This window comes from Paenibacillus gyeongsangnamensis (genome assembly GCF_027533625.1).
Taxonomy (GTDB): domain Bacteria; phylum Bacillota; class Bacilli; order Paenibacillales; family NBRC-103111; genus Paenibacillus_G; species Paenibacillus_G gyeongsangnamensis.
On record NZ_JAQAGZ010000012.1, the window covers coordinates 212,787 to 230,013 of the forward strand.

At 57.1% G+C, this 17,227-nt stretch carries 14 protein-coding genes; 7 read left to right on the top strand and 7 right to left on the bottom strand.

Annotation, left to right across the window (positions count from 1 at the left end; genetic code table 11):
• Position 1: 1 nt before the first annotated feature.
• Complete coding sequence (locus O9H85_RS19555; RefSeq protein ID WP_269883096.1) at positions 2-2,206, bottom strand: M1 family metallopeptidase; 2,205 nt, start codon at positions 2,204-2,206, stop codon at positions 2-4.
• A 490-nt stretch (positions 2,207-2,696) separates the two neighbouring features.
• On the bottom strand, positions 2,697-3,050 hold the full coding sequence (locus tag O9H85_RS19560; RefSeq protein ID WP_269883097.1) for a VOC family protein: 354 nt from the start codon (positions 3,048-3,050) through the stop codon (positions 2,697-2,699).
• A gap of 329 nt (positions 3,051-3,379) precedes the next feature.
• Here O9H85_RS19560 and O9H85_RS19565 point away from each other — a divergent pair, with 329 nt between their 5' ends.
• Complete coding sequence (locus tag O9H85_RS19565) at positions 3,380-3,913, top strand: YwhD family protein (protein WP_269883098.1); 534 nt, start codon at positions 3,380-3,382, stop codon at positions 3,911-3,913.
• Between the two features lie 138 nt (positions 3,914-4,051).
• Here the strand turns inward: O9H85_RS19565 and O9H85_RS19570 are convergent, their stop codons facing one another.
• Positions 4,052-4,606, bottom strand: coding sequence for a GNAT family N-acetyltransferase (locus tag O9H85_RS19570; RefSeq protein WP_269883099.1), 555 nt, complete (start codon positions 4,604-4,606; stop codon positions 4,052-4,054).
• Positions 4,607-5,094: 488 nt separating this feature from the next.
• Between O9H85_RS19570 and O9H85_RS19575 the strand changes: the two genes are divergently transcribed.
• A complete protein-coding gene (locus O9H85_RS19575) occupies positions 5,095-6,114 on the top strand; it encodes an HD-GYP domain-containing protein (RefSeq protein WP_269883100.1) in 1,020 nt (339 codons plus the stop codon).
• Positions 6,115-6,282: 168 nt separating this feature from the next.
• Here O9H85_RS19575 and O9H85_RS19580 read toward each other — a convergent pair whose 3' ends face one another.
• A complete protein-coding gene (locus O9H85_RS19580; RefSeq protein WP_269883101.1) occupies positions 6,283-8,343 on the bottom strand; it encodes a transglycosylase domain-containing protein in 2,061 nt (686 codons plus the stop codon).
• Positions 8,344-8,608: 265 nt separating this feature from the next.
• Here O9H85_RS19580 and speE point away from each other — a divergent pair, with 265 nt between their 5' ends.
• Together speE and speB are read left to right on the top strand one after the other, a co-directional pair.
• Complete coding sequence (gene speE, locus O9H85_RS19585; RefSeq protein WP_269883102.1) at positions 8,609-9,436, top strand: polyamine aminopropyltransferase; 828 nt, start codon at positions 8,609-8,611, stop codon at positions 9,434-9,436.
• 24 nt (positions 9,437-9,460) lie between these two features.
• Positions 9,461-10,330, top strand: coding sequence for an agmatinase (speB, locus tag O9H85_RS19590; protein WP_269883103.1), 870 nt, complete (start codon positions 9,461-9,463; stop codon positions 10,328-10,330).
• A 160-nt stretch (positions 10,331-10,490) separates the two neighbouring features.
• Here speB and O9H85_RS19595 read toward each other — a convergent pair whose 3' ends face one another.
• Both O9H85_RS19595 and O9H85_RS19600 read right to left on the bottom strand, forming a co-directional pair.
• Entirely contained in the window at positions 10,491-11,369 is an 879-nt protein-coding gene (locus O9H85_RS19595) for a metallophosphoesterase (protein ID WP_269883104.1), read from the bottom strand.
• A gap of 42 nt (positions 11,370-11,411) precedes the next feature.
• The gene (locus O9H85_RS19600; protein WP_269883105.1) at positions 11,412-12,242 is read right to left on the bottom strand and encodes an AraC family transcriptional regulator; all 831 of its coding nucleotides are present in this window, start codon (positions 12,240-12,242) and stop codon (positions 11,412-11,414) included.
• 123 nt (positions 12,243-12,365) lie between these two features.
• Here O9H85_RS19600 and O9H85_RS19605 point away from each other — a divergent pair, with 123 nt between their 5' ends.
• A complete protein-coding gene (locus tag O9H85_RS19605; RefSeq protein ID WP_269883106.1) occupies positions 12,366-14,387 on the top strand; it encodes a beta-galactosidase in 2,022 nt (673 codons plus the stop codon).
• A gap of 105 nt (positions 14,388-14,492) precedes the next feature.
• Positions 14,493-14,942 carry a YwiB family protein gene (locus tag O9H85_RS19610; RefSeq protein ID WP_269883107.1) on the top strand — a complete coding sequence of 150 codons (450 nt, stop codon included), beginning with the start codon at positions 14,493-14,495 and terminating at the stop codon, positions 14,940-14,942.
• Here O9H85_RS19610 and O9H85_RS19615 read toward each other — a convergent pair.
• Positions 14,939-16,114, bottom strand: a complete 1,176-nt coding sequence (locus tag O9H85_RS19615) for a S8 family peptidase (protein ID WP_409348170.1) — start codon at positions 16,112-16,114, stop codon at positions 14,939-14,941. The two genes, O9H85_RS19610 and O9H85_RS19615, sit on opposite strands and share 4 nt — an antisense overlap.
• A 342-nt stretch (positions 16,115-16,456) precedes the next feature.
• Between O9H85_RS19615 and rpoE the strand changes: the two genes are divergently transcribed.
• The gene (rpoE, locus tag O9H85_RS19620) at positions 16,457-17,035 is read left to right on the top strand and encodes a DNA-directed RNA polymerase subunit delta (protein ID WP_269883108.1); all 579 of its coding nucleotides are present in this window, start codon (positions 16,457-16,459) and stop codon (positions 17,033-17,035) included.
• Positions 17,036-17,227: the final 192 nt, after the last annotated feature.

Sequence of the window (17,227 nt, forward strand, 5' to 3'; positions counted from 1 at the left end):
CTTACCAGGCGATCCAGCCGAGCACCGTTTCCAGCAGCTTGACCGCGCCCAGATTCAGTCGTACCGACAGCTTCGGATCGACATTCGTTTTCATGAAGCTGTTAATGCGTTTGTTCTCCAGCACGATGGCGTGCTGCGGGTCCAAGGCCACCCAATCGATCGGGGCGGAATGGTTCAGCTTCATAATGACTTCGCTGTCCGCTCCCTCCCAGGTCTTATCCACCTGCGTGCCGTCGGCAAAGTGGAACCGGATCGGCACATTCGGATACGTCCCGCCATGTCGTTGGATCTGCACCTTGTTTTCGTAGAACGTCTGCCCGTTCTCCGTTATCCTGTTCGTCTGGATCGTGGTCACCGCGTAATCGACCATCATTCCGTTGTACACGTATTGGTCGAAGAACTCCTTCCAGCTCGTCTTCGTCACGTCTTCTACCGCCTGCTGGAAGTCGGCGGACGTCGGATGCTTGAACTTCCAACGCTGGAAATAGGTGCGCATGATCTTGTTCATCGTATCTGCACCCACTCGCCGTTCCATCTCCTTCAGCACCAGCTTGGCCCGGGTGTACACGTTCTCCGCGTAATGATGATGGTCCTTGTAGCTCCAGGAGTTCAGCCGCAGGGGGGCCGGAGCCGTGATATAGCTGGCTTCGACGAGCAGGTTCGGACGGACGCCGTATTCGGTCTCCATCAGCCGGTCCTCGGCGTAGGAGGTGAAGCCTTCATCCAGCCAGGCTTCCTCGAATTCGTTGCTTGCGGCCATGCCGTAGAAGAACTGGTGTCCGATCTCATGGACCACGACCCGTTCGAGCTCCAGGTTCGGATTGTCCTCGCCGGCCCCCCAAGCCGTAATCAGGGTCGGATATTCCATTCCGCCCGCTCCGTTGCCGTCGGCCGGGGGCACGACGATGGAAAGGGTGGAGTACGGATAGCTGCCGTACCACTGCGAGTAGCGGGCGAGCGCTTTTTTGGCGGCGGCAATGTAGCGAGCCTTCAGTTTCTCATGCTTCGGATCCAGGTACAGCTTGATGCGGACGCCGGGCAGCTGAGGGGTGGCGTAAGGCTCCTCGTAATAGATGAAGTGCGGCGAGGCCGCCCAGGCAAAATCATGCACGTCATCGGCATAGAAGGCGTACGTCTTCGTCTTGCCGTCATCCTGGGCCGGCCGGATTGGGAATCCCGTTGCGGCGACCTTATAGCTGGAAGGCACCTTGATGCGTACGTCGAATATGCCGAAATCGGCGTAAAATTCGGAATTGCCATGGTATTGATGCAAATTCCAGCCTTCCTCCGCGCGTCCGCGGGTACCCTTCGTTTCATATACGGCCACCTTCGGGAACCATTGACCGGCCATGACGAAATCCCCCGCATACCCCATCCTTGCAAAAACCTGCGGCAGCTTCACCGTATAATCGGTATTCAGCGTAACCTTCTCGCCGGGGCCGACGGCCTTGGCGAGCGGCACCTTGAGCAGCGTATGATCGTCGGTATTGCCGTCATCCGGCTGCACGTAGGCGATGCGGGAAGTCAGGTCGATGCCGTCCTCCGTCTTGATTGTACCGATCTGCATGCTCCCCACGTTGTTATCCTTGCTCGCATCCTCTCTCAGCTTGCCGCCGGACTCCTTCATGAAGGTCGTTTTCTTCGATTCGAACGCATTCGGGTACAGGTGGAAGTACAGCTCATGCACCGGCACGGTCCCCGGGTTTTTCCAGGTTAGCGAGGAGGTGGCGCGAATGAGCTTTCCTTCCGTATCGAGCTCGGCGTTCAGGTGGTATTCCACGATGCGGACGCTGAGCGGCTGAGGGGCGGGCTTCTCGATGGGCCTGGCCGGCAGGCTGGGCGGCGCGGGAGGCGGAGGGGAGGGTTCGTCCAGCCGGGCCATGACCGGGCTGGCGCCATCGCCCGGCAGGAAGATGCCCTTCGATGACCCGTCGGCCGCTCCCTTGACATAAGGCCAGCCTGGAGCCTCCACGGCCTCCCGTCCGGTGGCGGAGCCTACCGGCTTCAGCAGCAGCGGACTCACGGGCTCACTCACGCCGGGCCGCGGATAGGCGGCGTCGGAGGAAGCAGGGAGCATCCAGCCCGCATAAGCGGTGCCCGGAAGGAAACCGCTTCCCAGCAGGGTATTCGTTAGCAGTGTGGTGCCGCACAGCAGGGTCAGAACGCATCCCCAGGCTATGGATCGTTGGCTGAGTCGTTTTTTCATCCCAATTATTCACCCCGTTGACAAGCATCTACAGCATGTATATGTCTGTCCTACAAGGAATATTTCTGGCGGGACAAAAAGAATTGGACGGGCGCCCGCGAACGGCCGAATAGCCCCGGGCGTAAGCCCGGGGCTATTTCTGTTGATAAGAATTTATAAGTTTTCTTAGCCTATAGCTTCGCATCAACCTTGGTAAACGCGCTGGTCCTTGTAAGACGAGGACGGCGTAGCCGTTTATCCTGGGTTGATAAGAATTTATAAGTTTTCGTAGCTTATAGCTTCGCATCAACCTTGGTAAACGCGCTGGTCCTTGTAAGATAAGCACGGCGTAGCCGTTTATCCTGGTCTGAGCCGAATTGATCCGGTCGTTCGTCAACTCCATACTTCGGATCACTGCTCCGCATCTGCGGCAAATGGATATACGACTGGATAGGGGCCGAAGGGGTTCGGTCGGTCAGCCTGCGCGGTACGGGTGTAAACGTCCCTCAACTTACCCGCGAATGACGCTGATCGCGTTGCCGCTCGGATCGATGAAATCAAACCGCACAGGAGTGTCATCCTCCCGGATCTCCGATACGGTCACTCGGCGTTCTAGGAGCTTTTCCCGTGCGGCGGCTACATCCTTTACGACGAAGTTCAGGGGAGTGTACCCTTTCAGCGGCACATAATCCTCCACCTTTACCAAATGAAACCCGCAGTTCGGCGCGATCGACAAGCCCGCCATCCGGCTGTTCCTCCAGCGAAGCGGGAAGCCGAAAATATCCATATACCACGCAAGCGATTCTTCCAGGTCATGCACCGGCAAAAAAACGGCGTCAATGCGTTCTACCCATTTCTCGGTCAATGTCAACTACTCCTTAATAAGTCAGGTATGAGGCTGCGTCCGCCGCCATACGAATTTTGTTCGTGCGTTTTGCAGATCGCTTATTCGGGAATGAATGCAATCCAGGCCGGCTTCGGGCGGTGTATTCATCATACAGTCCAAATGCAATAATACCATATTCATACAAAATAGGATACCGACCCGCTTATGCTCTCGGATCTGGATGTGAACGTCTTGCGAAAAATTTCATCGGTCCACTGGAAATGACCCGGCACTTTTCGCTACAATAGAAGAAGTATGCTTATTTCCATTACTTCGGCTATACAGCGAATAGAACAGGATGGTGTCCTATGGATATAAAAGATCAAACCCCGCAGCAACCGGCGGAAGGCGCGGCAGGGAAGAAGCTTCCGACGTTCAGCATTGTCAATAAGAAGGAAACGAAGCATAAGGGCTTCGGCCAGGGAGCGATTGACCTCAGCCAGCTGTCCAGCATCATTCTGGATGGAGACGAGGCCTATCTCGACCTCGGGGCGCTGCACGCGAAGAGCCGGGTGGAGAAGGGAATCAAATTCTCCGTGAATAAAGACGAGGTGCCGAACGGCCGGACTTGCTGGATCGTTTGGGTAGCGGTCGATTTCAAGGAGGAGGGCAAATATTACGCCGGCGTCACCTCCTGCGAGATGCTCGTCGATCCGGAAGCGAAGAAAGGCTGGAAAATCCTTGCCGATCACGTGAACCGGATGGATTACGCGCTCAAACGCCGAATCATGGTGGATAATTTGGGGCCTCGCGAGAAAGCGCTGCTTAAACGGTTGCTGATCGATACGGATGCGGGAATGTGGGAGCGTTCGGAGCATGAATTGAAGGAAGCGCTCGGCTGAAATATTTTGTACATTATGTGAATTTCGTTGTACGACCTGATAGAACCATGTATACTATACGACAGTATATGCATCATATACTAGGACAGCAAAAGGGCAGACCTCCGGGTCTGCCCTTTTGTGCATGATAGCGTCTTCTCAGCCTTGCGCCGTTCCCTCGGAGGCTTTGCCGCTCCACTCCGGCTTCAGTATGCTCATCTCCACCAAATTCCAGAAGGTGTCTCCGAACCGCCTGGCATCACGCAGCACGCCCTCCTGCCGGAAGCCCGCCTTCTCATAGCAGGCGATAGCCGAACGGTTGAAATCGAATACGCCCAAGCTGATGCGGTGGAGGTTCAATTCCTCGAAGCCGATGCGTACAATCGCTCTCATCATCAGCTCGCCGATGCCCTGCCCGCGGACGGAAGCGTCTCCCAGCAGCACCTTGCCGACCCGCCCGGAACGGTTATCGCGGTCGATGGAGCCTAGGGAGATATGCCCGACAGACCGTCCGGTCCTCTCCAGAACAACCTTATAAATCAGCCTATCCGAGGTTTGCGGGTCGCCTGATCCTTTCATATAAAGAGCCAGCTGGTCCTCGGTCAGCGGGTGGCGGAAGGATGGTCCGGCCCATTGAAGCAGGAAGGCGGCGTCCCCCGACCAGGCGATGAGTTCGTCGAAATCGGCTGCAGTAAAAGGTTCGAGTCTAATCAATGGTCTTATTCCTCCTCCCGGAATAAAGGCTTTTTCTTGCTTGTTCCCCTTTGCAAGCTCAACTCTCTCAGGAAAGCCCCCAAAATCGTGGATACGACGATCACCACAATGAGGTTGAGCACCCTGACGAAGGTATAAGGGGTGCTTACGATTATGAAGGAATCGAGCACGATCACGATAGGATAGCAAACCAAACCGACATAAGGAGCTTTGCGCGTTGCGATGAGCAGCCCCTCCTTTTGCTGGTTACTATTATACTAAATCTGAGCTACTCTGGAGGCAATCCCGAAATCCGTGGACCATTTTACAGAAAATTGATGAAATTAAGGAAGAAATAGTTCTTTTGGGTGATTCGTTAACGGCCTATTTTGGGCCTATAATATAGAATTGATATGCTCCTTAGGACAGAAAGTCCGGTGCTCAGATCGGACGACGGTCCTGCATAATGGTACTTCGACATGGTAAACGGTGGAGGGAGCGGAACCCTGATGAAAGAACTATTGGGTCAGAAGGTAAAATATGATGTCAGTAACGATGCCGGGCTGGTCATCGTTCCGGCGGAAACGGTTATCGAGCAGGAGCATCTGGAGCTTTTGCTGCGCCATCGCGTGAATCCGTTTGCAATATCGGTCTCCAAGGAGACTCCTGTCAAGACGGCCGCCTGCAGCGATTTGGTCGATAAGACGGTCGGACATACGAAGGAGCTGTTCCAGTCGATTCGCAAAACCGGTAAAATTCCGCTGCTGGAAATCCGTCAGGAGATTACTCCGCTAGTAAAGCAGGCGGCCGAGCATTCGGAATTATTTGAGCTGCTCGAGGCCGTAAAGGCGAAGGACGACTATATCCATCAGCATCATATCGGCGTCGGAATCATTTCCACGCTGATTGGCAAATGGATGGGGCTGAACGAAGCCGACCTGACTTGCTTGACGCTGGCGGCCACGCTACATGATATAGGGATGATCAAGGTTCCGGATGAGATTCTGAACAAGCCGGGCAAGCTGACGGAAGAAGAGTTCAAGCTGATGCAGAAGCATACGATTCTCGGCTATGAAATGCTGAGGGAAACAGTGGGGCTTCAGCACCGGGTGGCACTTGTGGCGCTTCAGCATCATGAACGCGAGGATGGGAGCGGCTATCCGCTGAAGCTGAAGAGCGACAAGATCGATCTCCTCAGCAAGATTGTAGCCGTTGCCGATACCTTTCACGCGATGTCCTCGAGCAGGCCTTATCGTGAACCGATAGCGTTCCACCAGATCATGAGCCAGATGCGGGGAGGCACCTTCGGCGCATTCGATCCGAACATCGTATCCCTGTTCATGAACAATATGACCCGCCAGCTGGTGGGCAGTGAAGTGATCCTTACGGATGGAAGACAGGGAAAGGTGGTTTATATCCACCCGTACGATGACGCCAATGCATTGGTGCAGATCGACTCGGATTATGTAGACCTGAGCCGGGAACGACATCTGCATATCAAGGAAGTTGTAAATCTCAGCACCCTATGAAATGGTAAAAGGTTAGAGCAGCCCCATAATAGACTATCCCGATATAAGCTGATAAGGAGCTTCTTTCCCAGGATGTCCGGGGGGTAAAAATGACAACGCCGTGAACGCAGTACGCGTCACGGCGTTTATTCGTCTTAAGTCGAAAGACGCTTCAAGAAAAGCCTCATTCTAGCTGCTCCACCAACGCTTCAAATCCTCCAACCACGAGCCGTTCGGCTTTCCTTTGCCCGGCTTGACCGATTCCTTCGCCGGCTGCGGCGTGCAGTATTCGGTCGGCTCAGTCCCCGCAATGAACGCTTCCATGCGCGAGTTCGGGCAGCCGTCGTTCGCGAGCTTGCCGGTAGCCGGGTCGATATACACGTTCACGACGTCGTCCGGAATCGGGAACAGCTTCGGAGGGACCGATTCCAGCGTCTTCTCCGTGAATTCGGCGAAGATCGGCGCGGCCAAGTGGGACTCCACCGAATTGACCTGACGGCCCTTGTCGTAGCCGACCCACACAGCGGTCGACAGCTCCGGCGTATACCCGACGAGCCAGGCGTCCGTATCCGTCGTGCCCGTCTTTCCGGCTACCGGACGCTTCAGCGTGGCGGATACGCGGTTGCCCGTGCCTCCCAGATCGAAGACGCTCTCCATCAGCTGCGTCAGCACGTAGGTATAGGATGGCTCGATCACAGTCACCGTCCTCGGCTGAGCGGAGTACAGCATGCGGCCGCGGCGGTCTTCGATCCGCACGATGGAGGTCGGCTCCACGCGCACACCCTGATTGGCAATCGTGCCGAACGCGGACGCCATCTCGTACGGGCTGACCGGGAACGTACCGAGCGCCAGGGAAGGCACCGGCTGCATCGGGCTCGTAATGCCCATATGGCGGGCCATCTCGATGACGCGCTCCGGTCCGACTTCCATGATCGAATTCACCGCGTAGATATTGTCCGACTTGGAAATCGCCGTCCGCATATCGATCCAGTCGTAGAAGATGTTGCCGAAATTGCTCGGCGTATAGCTTTGACGTCCTTTATCGTAGGTGAAGGTCGTCGGCTCGCTCTTGAACTTGGTGAGCGGGGTGAACTGCTTCTCCTTGAGCGCCGTCAAATAAACGATCGGTTTGAAGGAGGACCCCGGCTGGCGCGTCGTCGCGAATACGCGGTTGTACTGGTTCTGCGAGTAGTCGCGTCCGCCGACCATCGCCTTGACATAGCCGCTGCGCGGGTCGATCGCCACAAGCGCCGCCTGAATGTCCGGCGTATCCTTTAGCTGCTCCTTGATCGTATCCTCCGCAACCTTCTGCGCATTCAGGTCAAGCGTCGTATAGATGCGCAGGCCGCTCTCCTCGAACTGGTCCTCCTCGATACCGAGCAGCTCGATCGCTTTGCCCCGCACGTAATCGCGGAAGTACGGCGCCGGGGCGGCCTTCTTGCTCTCCAGCGGAAGAATGTTCAGCTTCTCGCGACCAGCCTCATCCGCCTGCTGCTGCTTGATGTAGCCGGCGTCGACCATCGTTTGAAGCACGGTCTTTTGACGGGCAAGCGCATTCTTCATGTCATAGTACGGCGAATAAAAGCGGGGTCCCTTCGGGATGCCGGCGAGCAGGGCGCTTTCCGCCAGCGTCAGGTCGCTTGCGTCTTTCCCGAAAAACAGCTTGGAAGCCGCCTCGATCCCGTAGGTCGAGTGGCCATAATAAATTTGGTTCAAATATTGCTCCAGAATTTGATCCTTGCTTTGCTGCAGCTCCATCTCGACGGCATAGTACGTTTCCTGGAGCTTGCGCGTCCAGGTCCGGTCATGGGACAAATACAGGTTGCGCGCGAGCTGCTGCGTAATCGTGCCGCCGCCCTGCACCTTGGAGAAATGCTGCAGATTCACCCAGGCCGCCCGGGCGATCGCTTTGGGATCGAAGCCGTAATGGTTATAGAAGTTACGGTCCTCTACCGCCAAGGTCGCTTCAACCAGCATCGGGGAAATATCCTTCAGCGCGACCGGCTGGCGGTTTTTGACGCTGCCGTACGTCTCGATCAGGTCGCCGTGGATGTCGTAGATTTCGGAAGCCTCCGTCATTTTGGAGACCGGCAGCGTCTGCGAACGCATGAAGAGAAGCATTACGATCGTGACGGCGGACAGCAGAATCAGGCTGGTGAAGGCGAAGCTGAAGCCTTTCTTGATCCGGCGGGCCCAGCGGACCGCGGGATGGACGGGTTCTTCGGCCGATCTTTTCCGTGCGTCGGACATGCGCTGCGCCCCCTTTTTTTGACCGGATGAATAGAATAAAGTGCTCTCCTTATCCATTATGGAAAAAGATAGAAGCCCCTATTCACCCCGGCCCCCGCCAAACGTTAATTTTTTTTGAAAACGGCAGGGCGCGGCCTGTTTTTATTTGCATTTTCAGGGAGATACACTATAATACAATTTGACGCGAAACCTGCGGCCGAAAGTACCAAATAAGCGCGTCCGGATAAGCATCCGGAACCCGCGTGAAGAAAGGTGATCAAATACAATGGACTTGTGGTATACGGAGAAGCAAACCGATAACTTTGGGATTACCGCGAAAATTCGCGAAACGCATGTAAGAGAGCAAACGGACTTTCAAGATCTGGCGATGATCGAGACCGAGGAATGGGGCACGATGCTCGTTCTGGACGGCATGGTCATGACGACGGTGAAGGACGAGTTCGTTTACCATGAAATGGTGGCGCATCCGGCGCTGTATACGCACCCGAATCCGAAGCATGTGCTCGTAGTCGGCGGCGGCGACGGCGGCGTGATCCGCGAAGTCATGAAGCATCCGGAAGTGGAGAAGGCGGTCCTCGTCGATATCGACGGCAAGGTGATCGAATACTCCAAGAAGTTCCTGCCTTCCATCGCAGGCGAGCTCGACAACCCGCGCGTGGAAGTGATCGTGAACGACGGTTACATGCACATTCATGACCATAAGAATACATATGACGTCATTATGGTCGACTCCACGGAGCCGGTAGGCCCGGCGGTGAACCTGTTTACCCAAGGCTTCTATAAAGGCATCTACGATGCGCTGAAGGAAGACGGCATTTTCGTGGCGCAAACGGACAACCCTTGGTTCAAGGCGGATCTGATCCAGAATGTAAACCGCGACGTGAAGGAGATTTTCCCGATCGTACGGGTGTACTGCGCGAACATTCCTACTTATCCAAGCGGACTGTGGACGTTCACCATGGGCTCCAAAAAGCATGACCCGCTGGCGGTCGACGAGACCAAGATCCCTGAGATCGACACCAAATACTACTCGCCGCGGCTGCACAAAGCCGCATTCGTGCTTCCGAAATTCGTGGAAGACCTGACGAAGTAAGCGGGCCCGAGGAGACCAACTTTCATGAAACTCGATCAAAAATATTCCGGCAACGTCTTCATCCTGAGCTCCGACGATTACGCGGCGTCGCGCGCCGTCATTTACGGCATGCCGATGGACTATACCGTCAGCTTCCGTCCGGGCTCCCGGTTCGGTCCTGCGCGGATTCGCGAAGTGTCGATCGGCCTGGAGGAGTACAGCCCTTATCTCGATAAAAGCCTGGAAGACATCACCTACTTCGACGCGGGCGACCTGCTCCTGCCGTTCGGCAATGCCGGACGAAGCCTCGAGGTGATCGGCGAGTATGTGAAGGGCCTGCTGGGCGACGGCAAATTCCCGTTCGGACTCGGCGGCGAGCATCTCGTCTCCTGGCCGGTCATTCAGCAGGTGTACGCGAAGTACCCTGATCTTGCGCTGATTCATATCGATGCGCACGCCGACCTGCGTGAGCAGTACGAAGGGGAGCCGCTCTCCCATTCCACGCCGGTCCGTAAGGCGGCGACGCTGATGGGCGGCAAGAACATTTACCAGTTCGGCATCCGTTCGGGCTCCCGCGAGGAGTTCCAATTCGGGCGCGAGAACATCAATTTCTATCCGTTCGACGTGTTGGAGCCTTTGAAGAAGGTGCTGCCGGAGCTTGCCGGACGTCCGGTTTACCTTACGATCGACATCGACGTGCTTGATCCTTCCTGCGCGCCGGGTACCGGCACCGCGGAAGCGGGCGGCATCACGTCGAAGGAGCTGTTGGCCGCCATTCACGCGATGGCCGCATCCGAGCTGAACTTCGTCGGAGCCGATATCGTGGAAGTGGCCCCGGCTTACGATCCGACGGAGCAAACGCAGATCGTCGCCAGCAAGCTGATGCGCGAAATTCTTCTTGGCCTTGTGAAGTAAGCTGAACGAAAATTAGTCGATCCTGTTCCCGATTTCCGGGGGAGGGTCGGCTTTTTTGTTTGAAAGGGGGCAAGAAGGGAGTTCGGGAAAACGGTGAAGGAGAGACTTCGGAGTCTTGAGGCGCGCAGACCTAGAAGTCCGGCAATGAAGCAGCGGGCTTCTATCGCTTCCGCTTCAGTGTGAATACGGTCAGCTCCGGCCGGCACCAGAAGCGGATCGGGTGTATGGACACGCCGATGCCCCGGTTCACGTACAGCTGCAGCCGGCCGCCGAGATCGTACAAGCCCATCACATACTTCCGGGCATACAGCGGAGTAAATACGTGGCCGTAGAACGGCACTCTCACCTGCCCGCCGTGGCTGTGGCCAGACAGCTGCAGATCGACGGAATGCTCCGCCGCGATGTCGGCATAATCCGGGCAGTGCGACAGCAGTACCGTGCAGTCTTCCCGGGGTACCGCTTTAAGCGCCTGCTTCAGGTCGGGCTTCCCCTCCCATTGGTCCTCCACGCCGGCCAGCCAGACACGGCTGCCGCCGTATTCCAGACGGGCGGACTCGTTGCGCAGCACGCGGAACCCGCCCTTCCCGAGCAGCTCCGCCACCTCGCCGGCTTTCCCGTAATAATCGTGGTTGCCGAGGACAGCGAATTTACCGAGCCTTGCCTGCATCGCCCCGAGCGCTTCCGCGGCGGCCGTTCCGTCCGGGCCCACGCTGTAATCCACCAGATCGCCTGTGAAGCAGAGCGCATCGGGCCGGAGCGAATTAATCACCCGCGTCAGCTTCAGCAAATCGGCCGCATCGTAGTGGAAGCCGAGATGCAGATCGCTGAACTGCACGACCCTCGCGCCGTCCATCGCCAGAGGGAGCCGCGCCATATGGACGGTGACCTGCGTCAGCTCCAGCCAGCGGGGCTCGACCCACCGAGCGTAGCCGCCTCCCGCGGCGGCTGCGCCGGCAGCCGCAACTGCCGCGAGCCCGGCCTTTTTGAGGAAAGCTCTCCGCGTCAGCTCCTCGCTTGTTTCGATTCTGCCTGATGTCATATGGCTCCTTGACCTCCGCTCCTGTCCCGCCCGCAGCCGAATCTATCGCAACCGGTGTATTTTTCGGAAGCTGCTCGGCGTCAGTCCCTCCTGCTGCTTGAACAGCTTGATGAAATAGCTGCTGTCCTCGTAGCCTACGCGGCGGGCAATGTCCCGCACCTCCAGCTCCGCGTCCTCCAGCAGCAGCTCCTTCGCTTTGCGAAGCCGGTATCTCGTCAAATAAGCAATCGGGCGCATGCCCACCGTCTGTTGGAATAACAGGCAAGTATGCTGCGGGGTCACCTGAAGCTGGCCGGCCAAATCCTGCAGCGACACGGGCCCGGCGTAATGCGAGGCGATATAGGAGAAAACCGGCGCGAGCTGCTCATAATGCTGCTGCTTCGACCGTACCTCCGCCCGGGACGCATACAGGAACAGGTCGAGCAGAAGCTGGTACAGCAGGGACGAGCATTCCACCGCGCCGGCGGGATCTTTGCTGTCCAACAGCGATTGGAGAGCATGCATTTTGTTCAGAACGGTATCCGGATTGGCCAAATAAAGGGAGGAGGAGCCCTCCAGCTGCATCGAACGCAGCCATTCCCTTACATGAGTCCCGTTAAAAGCGACCCAGCGAACCGTCCAAGGCTCCTGGACCGGGTAGTACCGGTGGCGCTCGTCGGGGTAAAGCAGCATGCCTTGGCCTCTGGCCATCGTATATTCCCGCCCCCCGGCCTCCAGGCGGCCCGCCCCGTCCAGGGTTTGAATCCACTGGTAGTCGGGAAAACCCGTTTCCCGGTCCATCGGCTCCTGATTGAGCCAGCCTCCCGCACTTGTTAAATAAACGGGGAGTCGGCGGTCCATCTCGGTAATGACCCTAAAGATGTTCTTATTCATCGCCAGATCCTCCGGCTTGATCTTCATATTCTTATATTAACAAGAAAAAGCTCGGATTGAAAATGTACGCACCCTTCCCTTATCCTACTCCTAGAAACATGCAAATCGAGGAGGATGTATCGAATGGCCGTAAGCAAAAACGTCAAGCTGCCGCATCTGTTCTACGGAGGCGACTATAACCCCGAACAGTGGCCGGAGGAAGTATGGCACGAGGATATGCGCCTCATGAAGCAAGCGGGTGTAAACATTGTCAGCGTCGGCATCTTCAGCTGGTCGCTCCTGCAGCCGAGTCCGGAAGCGTATGATTTTGCCTGGATGGACCGTCTCATGGACCTGCTCGCCGAGAACGGCATTTATGCCGACCTCGCGACCGCAACCGCTTCGCCGCCGGCTTGGCTGGCCAAGCTGCACCCTGAGTCGCTGCCGGTCGATGAGAACGGCGCCCGCTACATGCAGGGCTCCCGGCAGCATTACTGCCCGAACAGCGCCGCCTTCCGCGAGTACGGCCAGGCGCTTGTCCGCAAGCTCGCGGAGCGCTACAAGGACCACCCCGCGCTTGCGATGTGGCATATCAACAATGAGTATGGCTGCCATATTTCCCGCTGCTACTGTGAGGCCTGCACGGAGAAATTCCGCGAATGGCTCCAGCGCCGGTACGGCACCATTGAGGAGCTGAACAGCCGCTGGGGTACGAACTTCTGGAGCCAGAAATATTACGACTGGTCCGAGATCGGGCTCCCGGGCAAGACGCCGACTTACGCCAACCCCGGCCAGCAGCTGGATTATTCGCGCTTCATGTCGGACAGCCTGCTGGATGCTTATCTTGGAGAGTACCGTGTTCTTAGGGAGATTACGCCGAACCTTCCGATCATGACGAACCTGATGGGAGCGTTCAAGCCCCTTGACGAATTTGAATGGGCGAAGCATATGGACGTCGTCACGTGGGACAGCTATCCGGAGCCGACCGCGGGCATTCCGGTGCTTGCCGCGATGCAGCACGACCTGATGCGTAGCCTGAAGGGCGGAGACCCTTTTATTCTTATGGAGCAGGTGACGAGCCAAGTGAACTGGCGCCTGCAGAATCCGGTGAAGCGTCCGGGTATCATGCGGCTCTGGAGCTATCAGGCCGTGGCGCGCGGAGGCGACGGCGTCATGTTCTTCCAGTGGCGTCAATCGCGGGCCGGCGCAGAGAAATTCCATGGCGCCATGGTCTCGCATACGGGCGACGAGAACAGCCGGGTTTACCGCGAGGTACGGCAGCTCGGGAATGAGCTGAAGCGGCTGGACGCCATCGTGGATTCCCGGGTGGAAGCGGAGGCGGCCATCGTCTTCGACTGGCACAACTGGTGGGCGCTCGAGCTGGACTCGAAGCCTAGCCGTGACGTGCATTACATCGAGCAAGTGAAGCAGTATTATAAACCGCTGTTCGAGGCGAATATCGGCGTTGATTTTGTACCGCCTTCAGCCGATCTCAGCAAGTACAAGCTGGTCATTGCGCCGGCGCTGTATATGGTGAAGCCCGGCGAAGCCGACAATCTGGAAACGTATGTACGTCAGGGCGGCACCCTGCTGCTTACCTTCTTCAGCGGCATCGTGGACGAGAACGACCGCATACACCTGGGCGGCTACCCTGCGCCGTTCCGTTCTCTCCTAGGCCTGACCGTCGAGGAGTTCGATCCGATGCTCCCCGGGCAAACGAACGGCCTAACCGCAGCAGAGAACAGCGGAGCGGGCGGCGTCTACCGCTGCGATCTGTGGGCCGATGTCATTCGTCTGGAAGGGGCGGAAGCGCTGGCGTCGTTTACCGGCGACTTCTTCGCGGGATCGCCCGCCGTTACGCGTCACCGGTTCGGTCAAGGCTGCGCCTATTATGTGGGAACGCAGCCGGAGGAAGCGTTCACGGCAAGGCTTCTGGGTTCGATTGCGGAAGAAGTCGGACTCAAAGCGCCGCTTCAGGCGCCGCCGGGCGTCGAAGTGACGGTCCGGGCGAAGGATGGCAATAGGTACGTCTTTGTGCTGAACCATCTGCAGGAAACGGCGGAGATTCGTCTGCCCGCGGGCGAGCACCCGGAGCTAATCCGCGGCGTTAAGGTGCAGGACGTGCTTAAGCTGGAGCCGAACGGCGCAGCCATTATTCGAATCTAGGAAAACGGCGATCGGCCTCATGGAGCATGGGGCCGATTTTGTTATGCAGCCGATATGCTATAATGATTTCCATATGAAAGATGGACTTCATGGAGGAGGAACGGCATGACGCAGAGCGGCGGCTTGGATGGAGGCAACCGGAAAGTGCTTGTCACGATTGAAAGCGACGGAGACAACGGCTATGTCAAACAGCAGGCGGAAGGGGAGATGTTCCCTAAGGGCCGGCAATATTATCTTCGTTATGCGGAGCCGGAGGACGCCAAGATGGGGAGGACCATCACCACGATCCGGGTGGAGCCCGGCCAGCTGCGTGTGGTCAGGCACGGGGATGTGAAGACGGAACAGACCTTCGATCCCGGCAGGAAGCATATCGGTTACTTGAATGTTCCGCAGGGCCGGCTGGAGCTGGAAACGCAGACCGAATCCGTGGAAGTGAGCGGCGATTGGACGGCGGAGAAGGTGGCGTTAACGGTGCGGTGGAACTACCGGCTGACGGTGGGTGGACAACCTGCCGGCCGCTTCCGCAACATACTGAAAGCGGAGTGTCCTTATTAAGACTTGGCCATGACGGCCGAGACGGCTCTCAGGGCATGAATTTCTTTCGCGCCGCCCATCCGCTTGCCCGGCTTCAGGATCATGCGCGCGTGGCGGCTGAGAATGGTTTTGACCTGCCGGGGGCGGAGGTCCGGCCGCCGGGCCAGCATCAGCGCGATGACTCCGCTGACATGCGAGGTGGCCATCGACGTGCCGCTGAGCTCATGGTACTGGCCCCGCAGCCAGGTGGATACGATTTTCTCGCCGGGCGCATAGATATCGATTTTTTTGCCGGAATTGCTGAAGGGGGCGATGCGTCCCTTGCGGGTGGTCGCACCGACGGCAATGACTTGTTTGAAGCGGGCGGGATAGTCTACATCGGCTTGCTTGCCTTCGTTGCCGGAGGAAGCTACGATAATGACGCCTTCCCGGTAAGCGTTTAAAACGGCATCCTCAAGCGCCTTACTGTAGGTTTTCATGCCGAAGCTCATGTTGATGATGTCCACTCCGTTGCGGACGCACCAATCGATGCCGCTGATAATATCGGAGACGAACGCCCCGCCTTGATGGTCGAACGCCTTGACGGGATGGATGATCGCCTGGGGGGCAACGCCGATAATGCCCTTCTGCAGCGTGAAGGCGGCGATGGTGCCCGCGATGTGGGTGCCGTGCCCATTGTCGTCGATCGGCAGCAGCTGGCGGTTCAGCACGTTGACCCCTCTGGACAGGCAGTGCCGAAGATCCGGATGCGAATAATCCGCTCCGGTATCGATGACGCCGATGCGGATGCGGTCTCCCTGCGACTTGCGCCAGGCCAGCGGAGCCCGGATATGCTTGATCCCCCACGGAATGCGGGGAGCTTGTTTGACGATGCCGGCATTCTGCGTTACCGAACGTTTGCGGGGGAGGGCGTGATGAACGCGAATCCGGATATCCGGCTCGATCGAATGAACGAAAGGCAGGGAAGCCAGCTTGGCGGGCGAACGCAGCGGTACGGAGATCGCCCGGATGTTGTGGAGCGGCTGAACCGGGTAAAAGCCCGAGCGGGATATTGCAGGGCCTCCCTTTCCGAGCAGCCTCGTGAATAGGGCAAAATCTCGCTCGGTGCCAAAACGGATAATATGGCGGCGATCGGCGCGGTCGGATCCTTGCATTGCCTCATGCAGCCATTCCACGAATGTCGATGGATCCACAATCGATTCCCCCCCATCATGAAAAAATCGTGCGCGATCCGGGTTTCCTCATGCGAATGCGGCGCCGGTGAAGCTTGGCAGACGGCACCCGGTCTTTCGGCGGCAAACGGTCGCTTGGGATGTTCGTGAAGTACCTTTGTGTATCGTATGAAAGGCCGTGTCCTTCCGTATGAGCGCATGGCCCGCATCCGGAAGAAATAAGTTGTTTGACGGGCTCCGGAGTTGTACATTCCCATGGATAGACAGTTGCTTTTTTACATGAAATAAGGTTTACTAAATGAAGATAATGGATATTGTAGTTGTGGTAACGTATCATTTACGTCGGAAGGGATGTGCCCCCAAATGAGTGCTCAGTACACACTGAAGATCAGCGACGAGCAAGCCAAGGAAATACCGATGGTGGACCTCGCGTTCGAGTTGCTCAAAGCGGCGAATACGCCGTTCTATTACCGGGATTTAATGAGTGAAATCGCTAAGATTAAAGGTCTTACGGACGATGAAGTCATGCAGGTCATCGCTCAACTATATACGGAGATCAATATCGACGGCCGGTTTGCCTGCGTAGGCACCAACCTCTGGGGCCTCAAGCGCTGGTATCCGGTGGAGAAATCCGAAGACGCCGTAGGTAGCGGCAAGCGCCCGCGCATTATCAACGACGAGGACGACGACCTGGACGACGACGAACTGTTCGCCGAGGAAGAGGATAGCTTCGCCGAGGAGGAAGATTACGATTCCTTCGATTCGCCGCGCGACGAGTTCGATGCGGAGGAAGAGGTGGAGGAAGAGGCCGAATTCTTCGAGGAGGAAGAGATCGAAGAAGAGGAGATCAACGAAGAGGGGCTTGATGAAGACGGAGAGCTCGATGAGGACCTCGAGGAAGACGAAGAAGGCGCGGACGACGAAGACGAGGATGACAAATAAAGGGTTGAAGCTTCTCTTGACAGCCTAGACCGTTCAGAGTAAACTATTTTCTGGGCTTTGGAATCGAACGTACGGACCGAAGAGGTCCTTCGGATAAAGTGCCCCGTTGCCGCGGGGGACTTTTTCTTTTTTTAGCGGCAGGTACGGATAGTGTGCAGATGAACATGGGGATTATATCGTTTAACAAACCAT

Excerpts from the sequence above, each read along its gene's own strand:
- rpoE (WP_269883108.1), top strand. The coding sequence starts at position 16,457 with ATGAGTGCTCAGTACACACTGAAGATCAGCGACGAGCAAGCCAAGGAA.
- O9H85_RS19610 (WP_269883107.1), top strand. The coding sequence starts at position 14,493 with ATGACGCAGAGCGGCGGCTTGGATGGAGGCAACCGGAAAGTGCTTGTC.
- O9H85_RS19565 (WP_269883098.1), top strand. The coding sequence starts at position 3,380 with ATGGATATAAAAGATCAAACCCCGCAGCAACCGGCGGAAGGCGCGGCA.
- O9H85_RS19580 (WP_269883101.1), bottom strand. The coding sequence starts at position 8,343 with ATGTCCGACGCACGGAAAAGATCGGCCGAAGAACCCGTCCATCCCGCG.
- speE (WP_269883102.1), top strand. The coding sequence starts at position 8,609 with ATGGACTTGTGGTATACGGAGAAGCAAACCGATAACTTTGGGATTACC.
- O9H85_RS19575 (WP_269883100.1), top strand. The coding sequence starts at position 5,095 with ATGAAAGAACTATTGGGTCAGAAGGTAAAATATGATGTCAGTAACGAT.
- O9H85_RS19605 (WP_269883106.1), top strand. The coding sequence starts at position 12,366 with ATGGCCGTAAGCAAAAACGTCAAGCTGCCGCATCTGTTCTACGGAGGC.
- O9H85_RS19600 (WP_269883105.1), bottom strand. The coding sequence starts at position 12,242 with ATGAATAAGAACATCTTTAGGGTCATTACCGAGATGGACCGCCGACTC.
- O9H85_RS19595 (WP_269883104.1), bottom strand. The coding sequence starts at position 11,369 with ATGACATCAGGCAGAATCGAAACAAGCGAGGAGCTGACGCGGAGAGCT.
- speB (WP_269883103.1), top strand. The coding sequence starts at position 9,461 with ATGAAACTCGATCAAAAATATTCCGGCAACGTCTTCATCCTGAGCTCC.
- O9H85_RS19555 (WP_269883096.1), bottom strand. The coding sequence starts at position 2,206 with ATGAAAAAACGACTCAGCCAACGATCCATAGCCTGGGGATGCGTTCTG.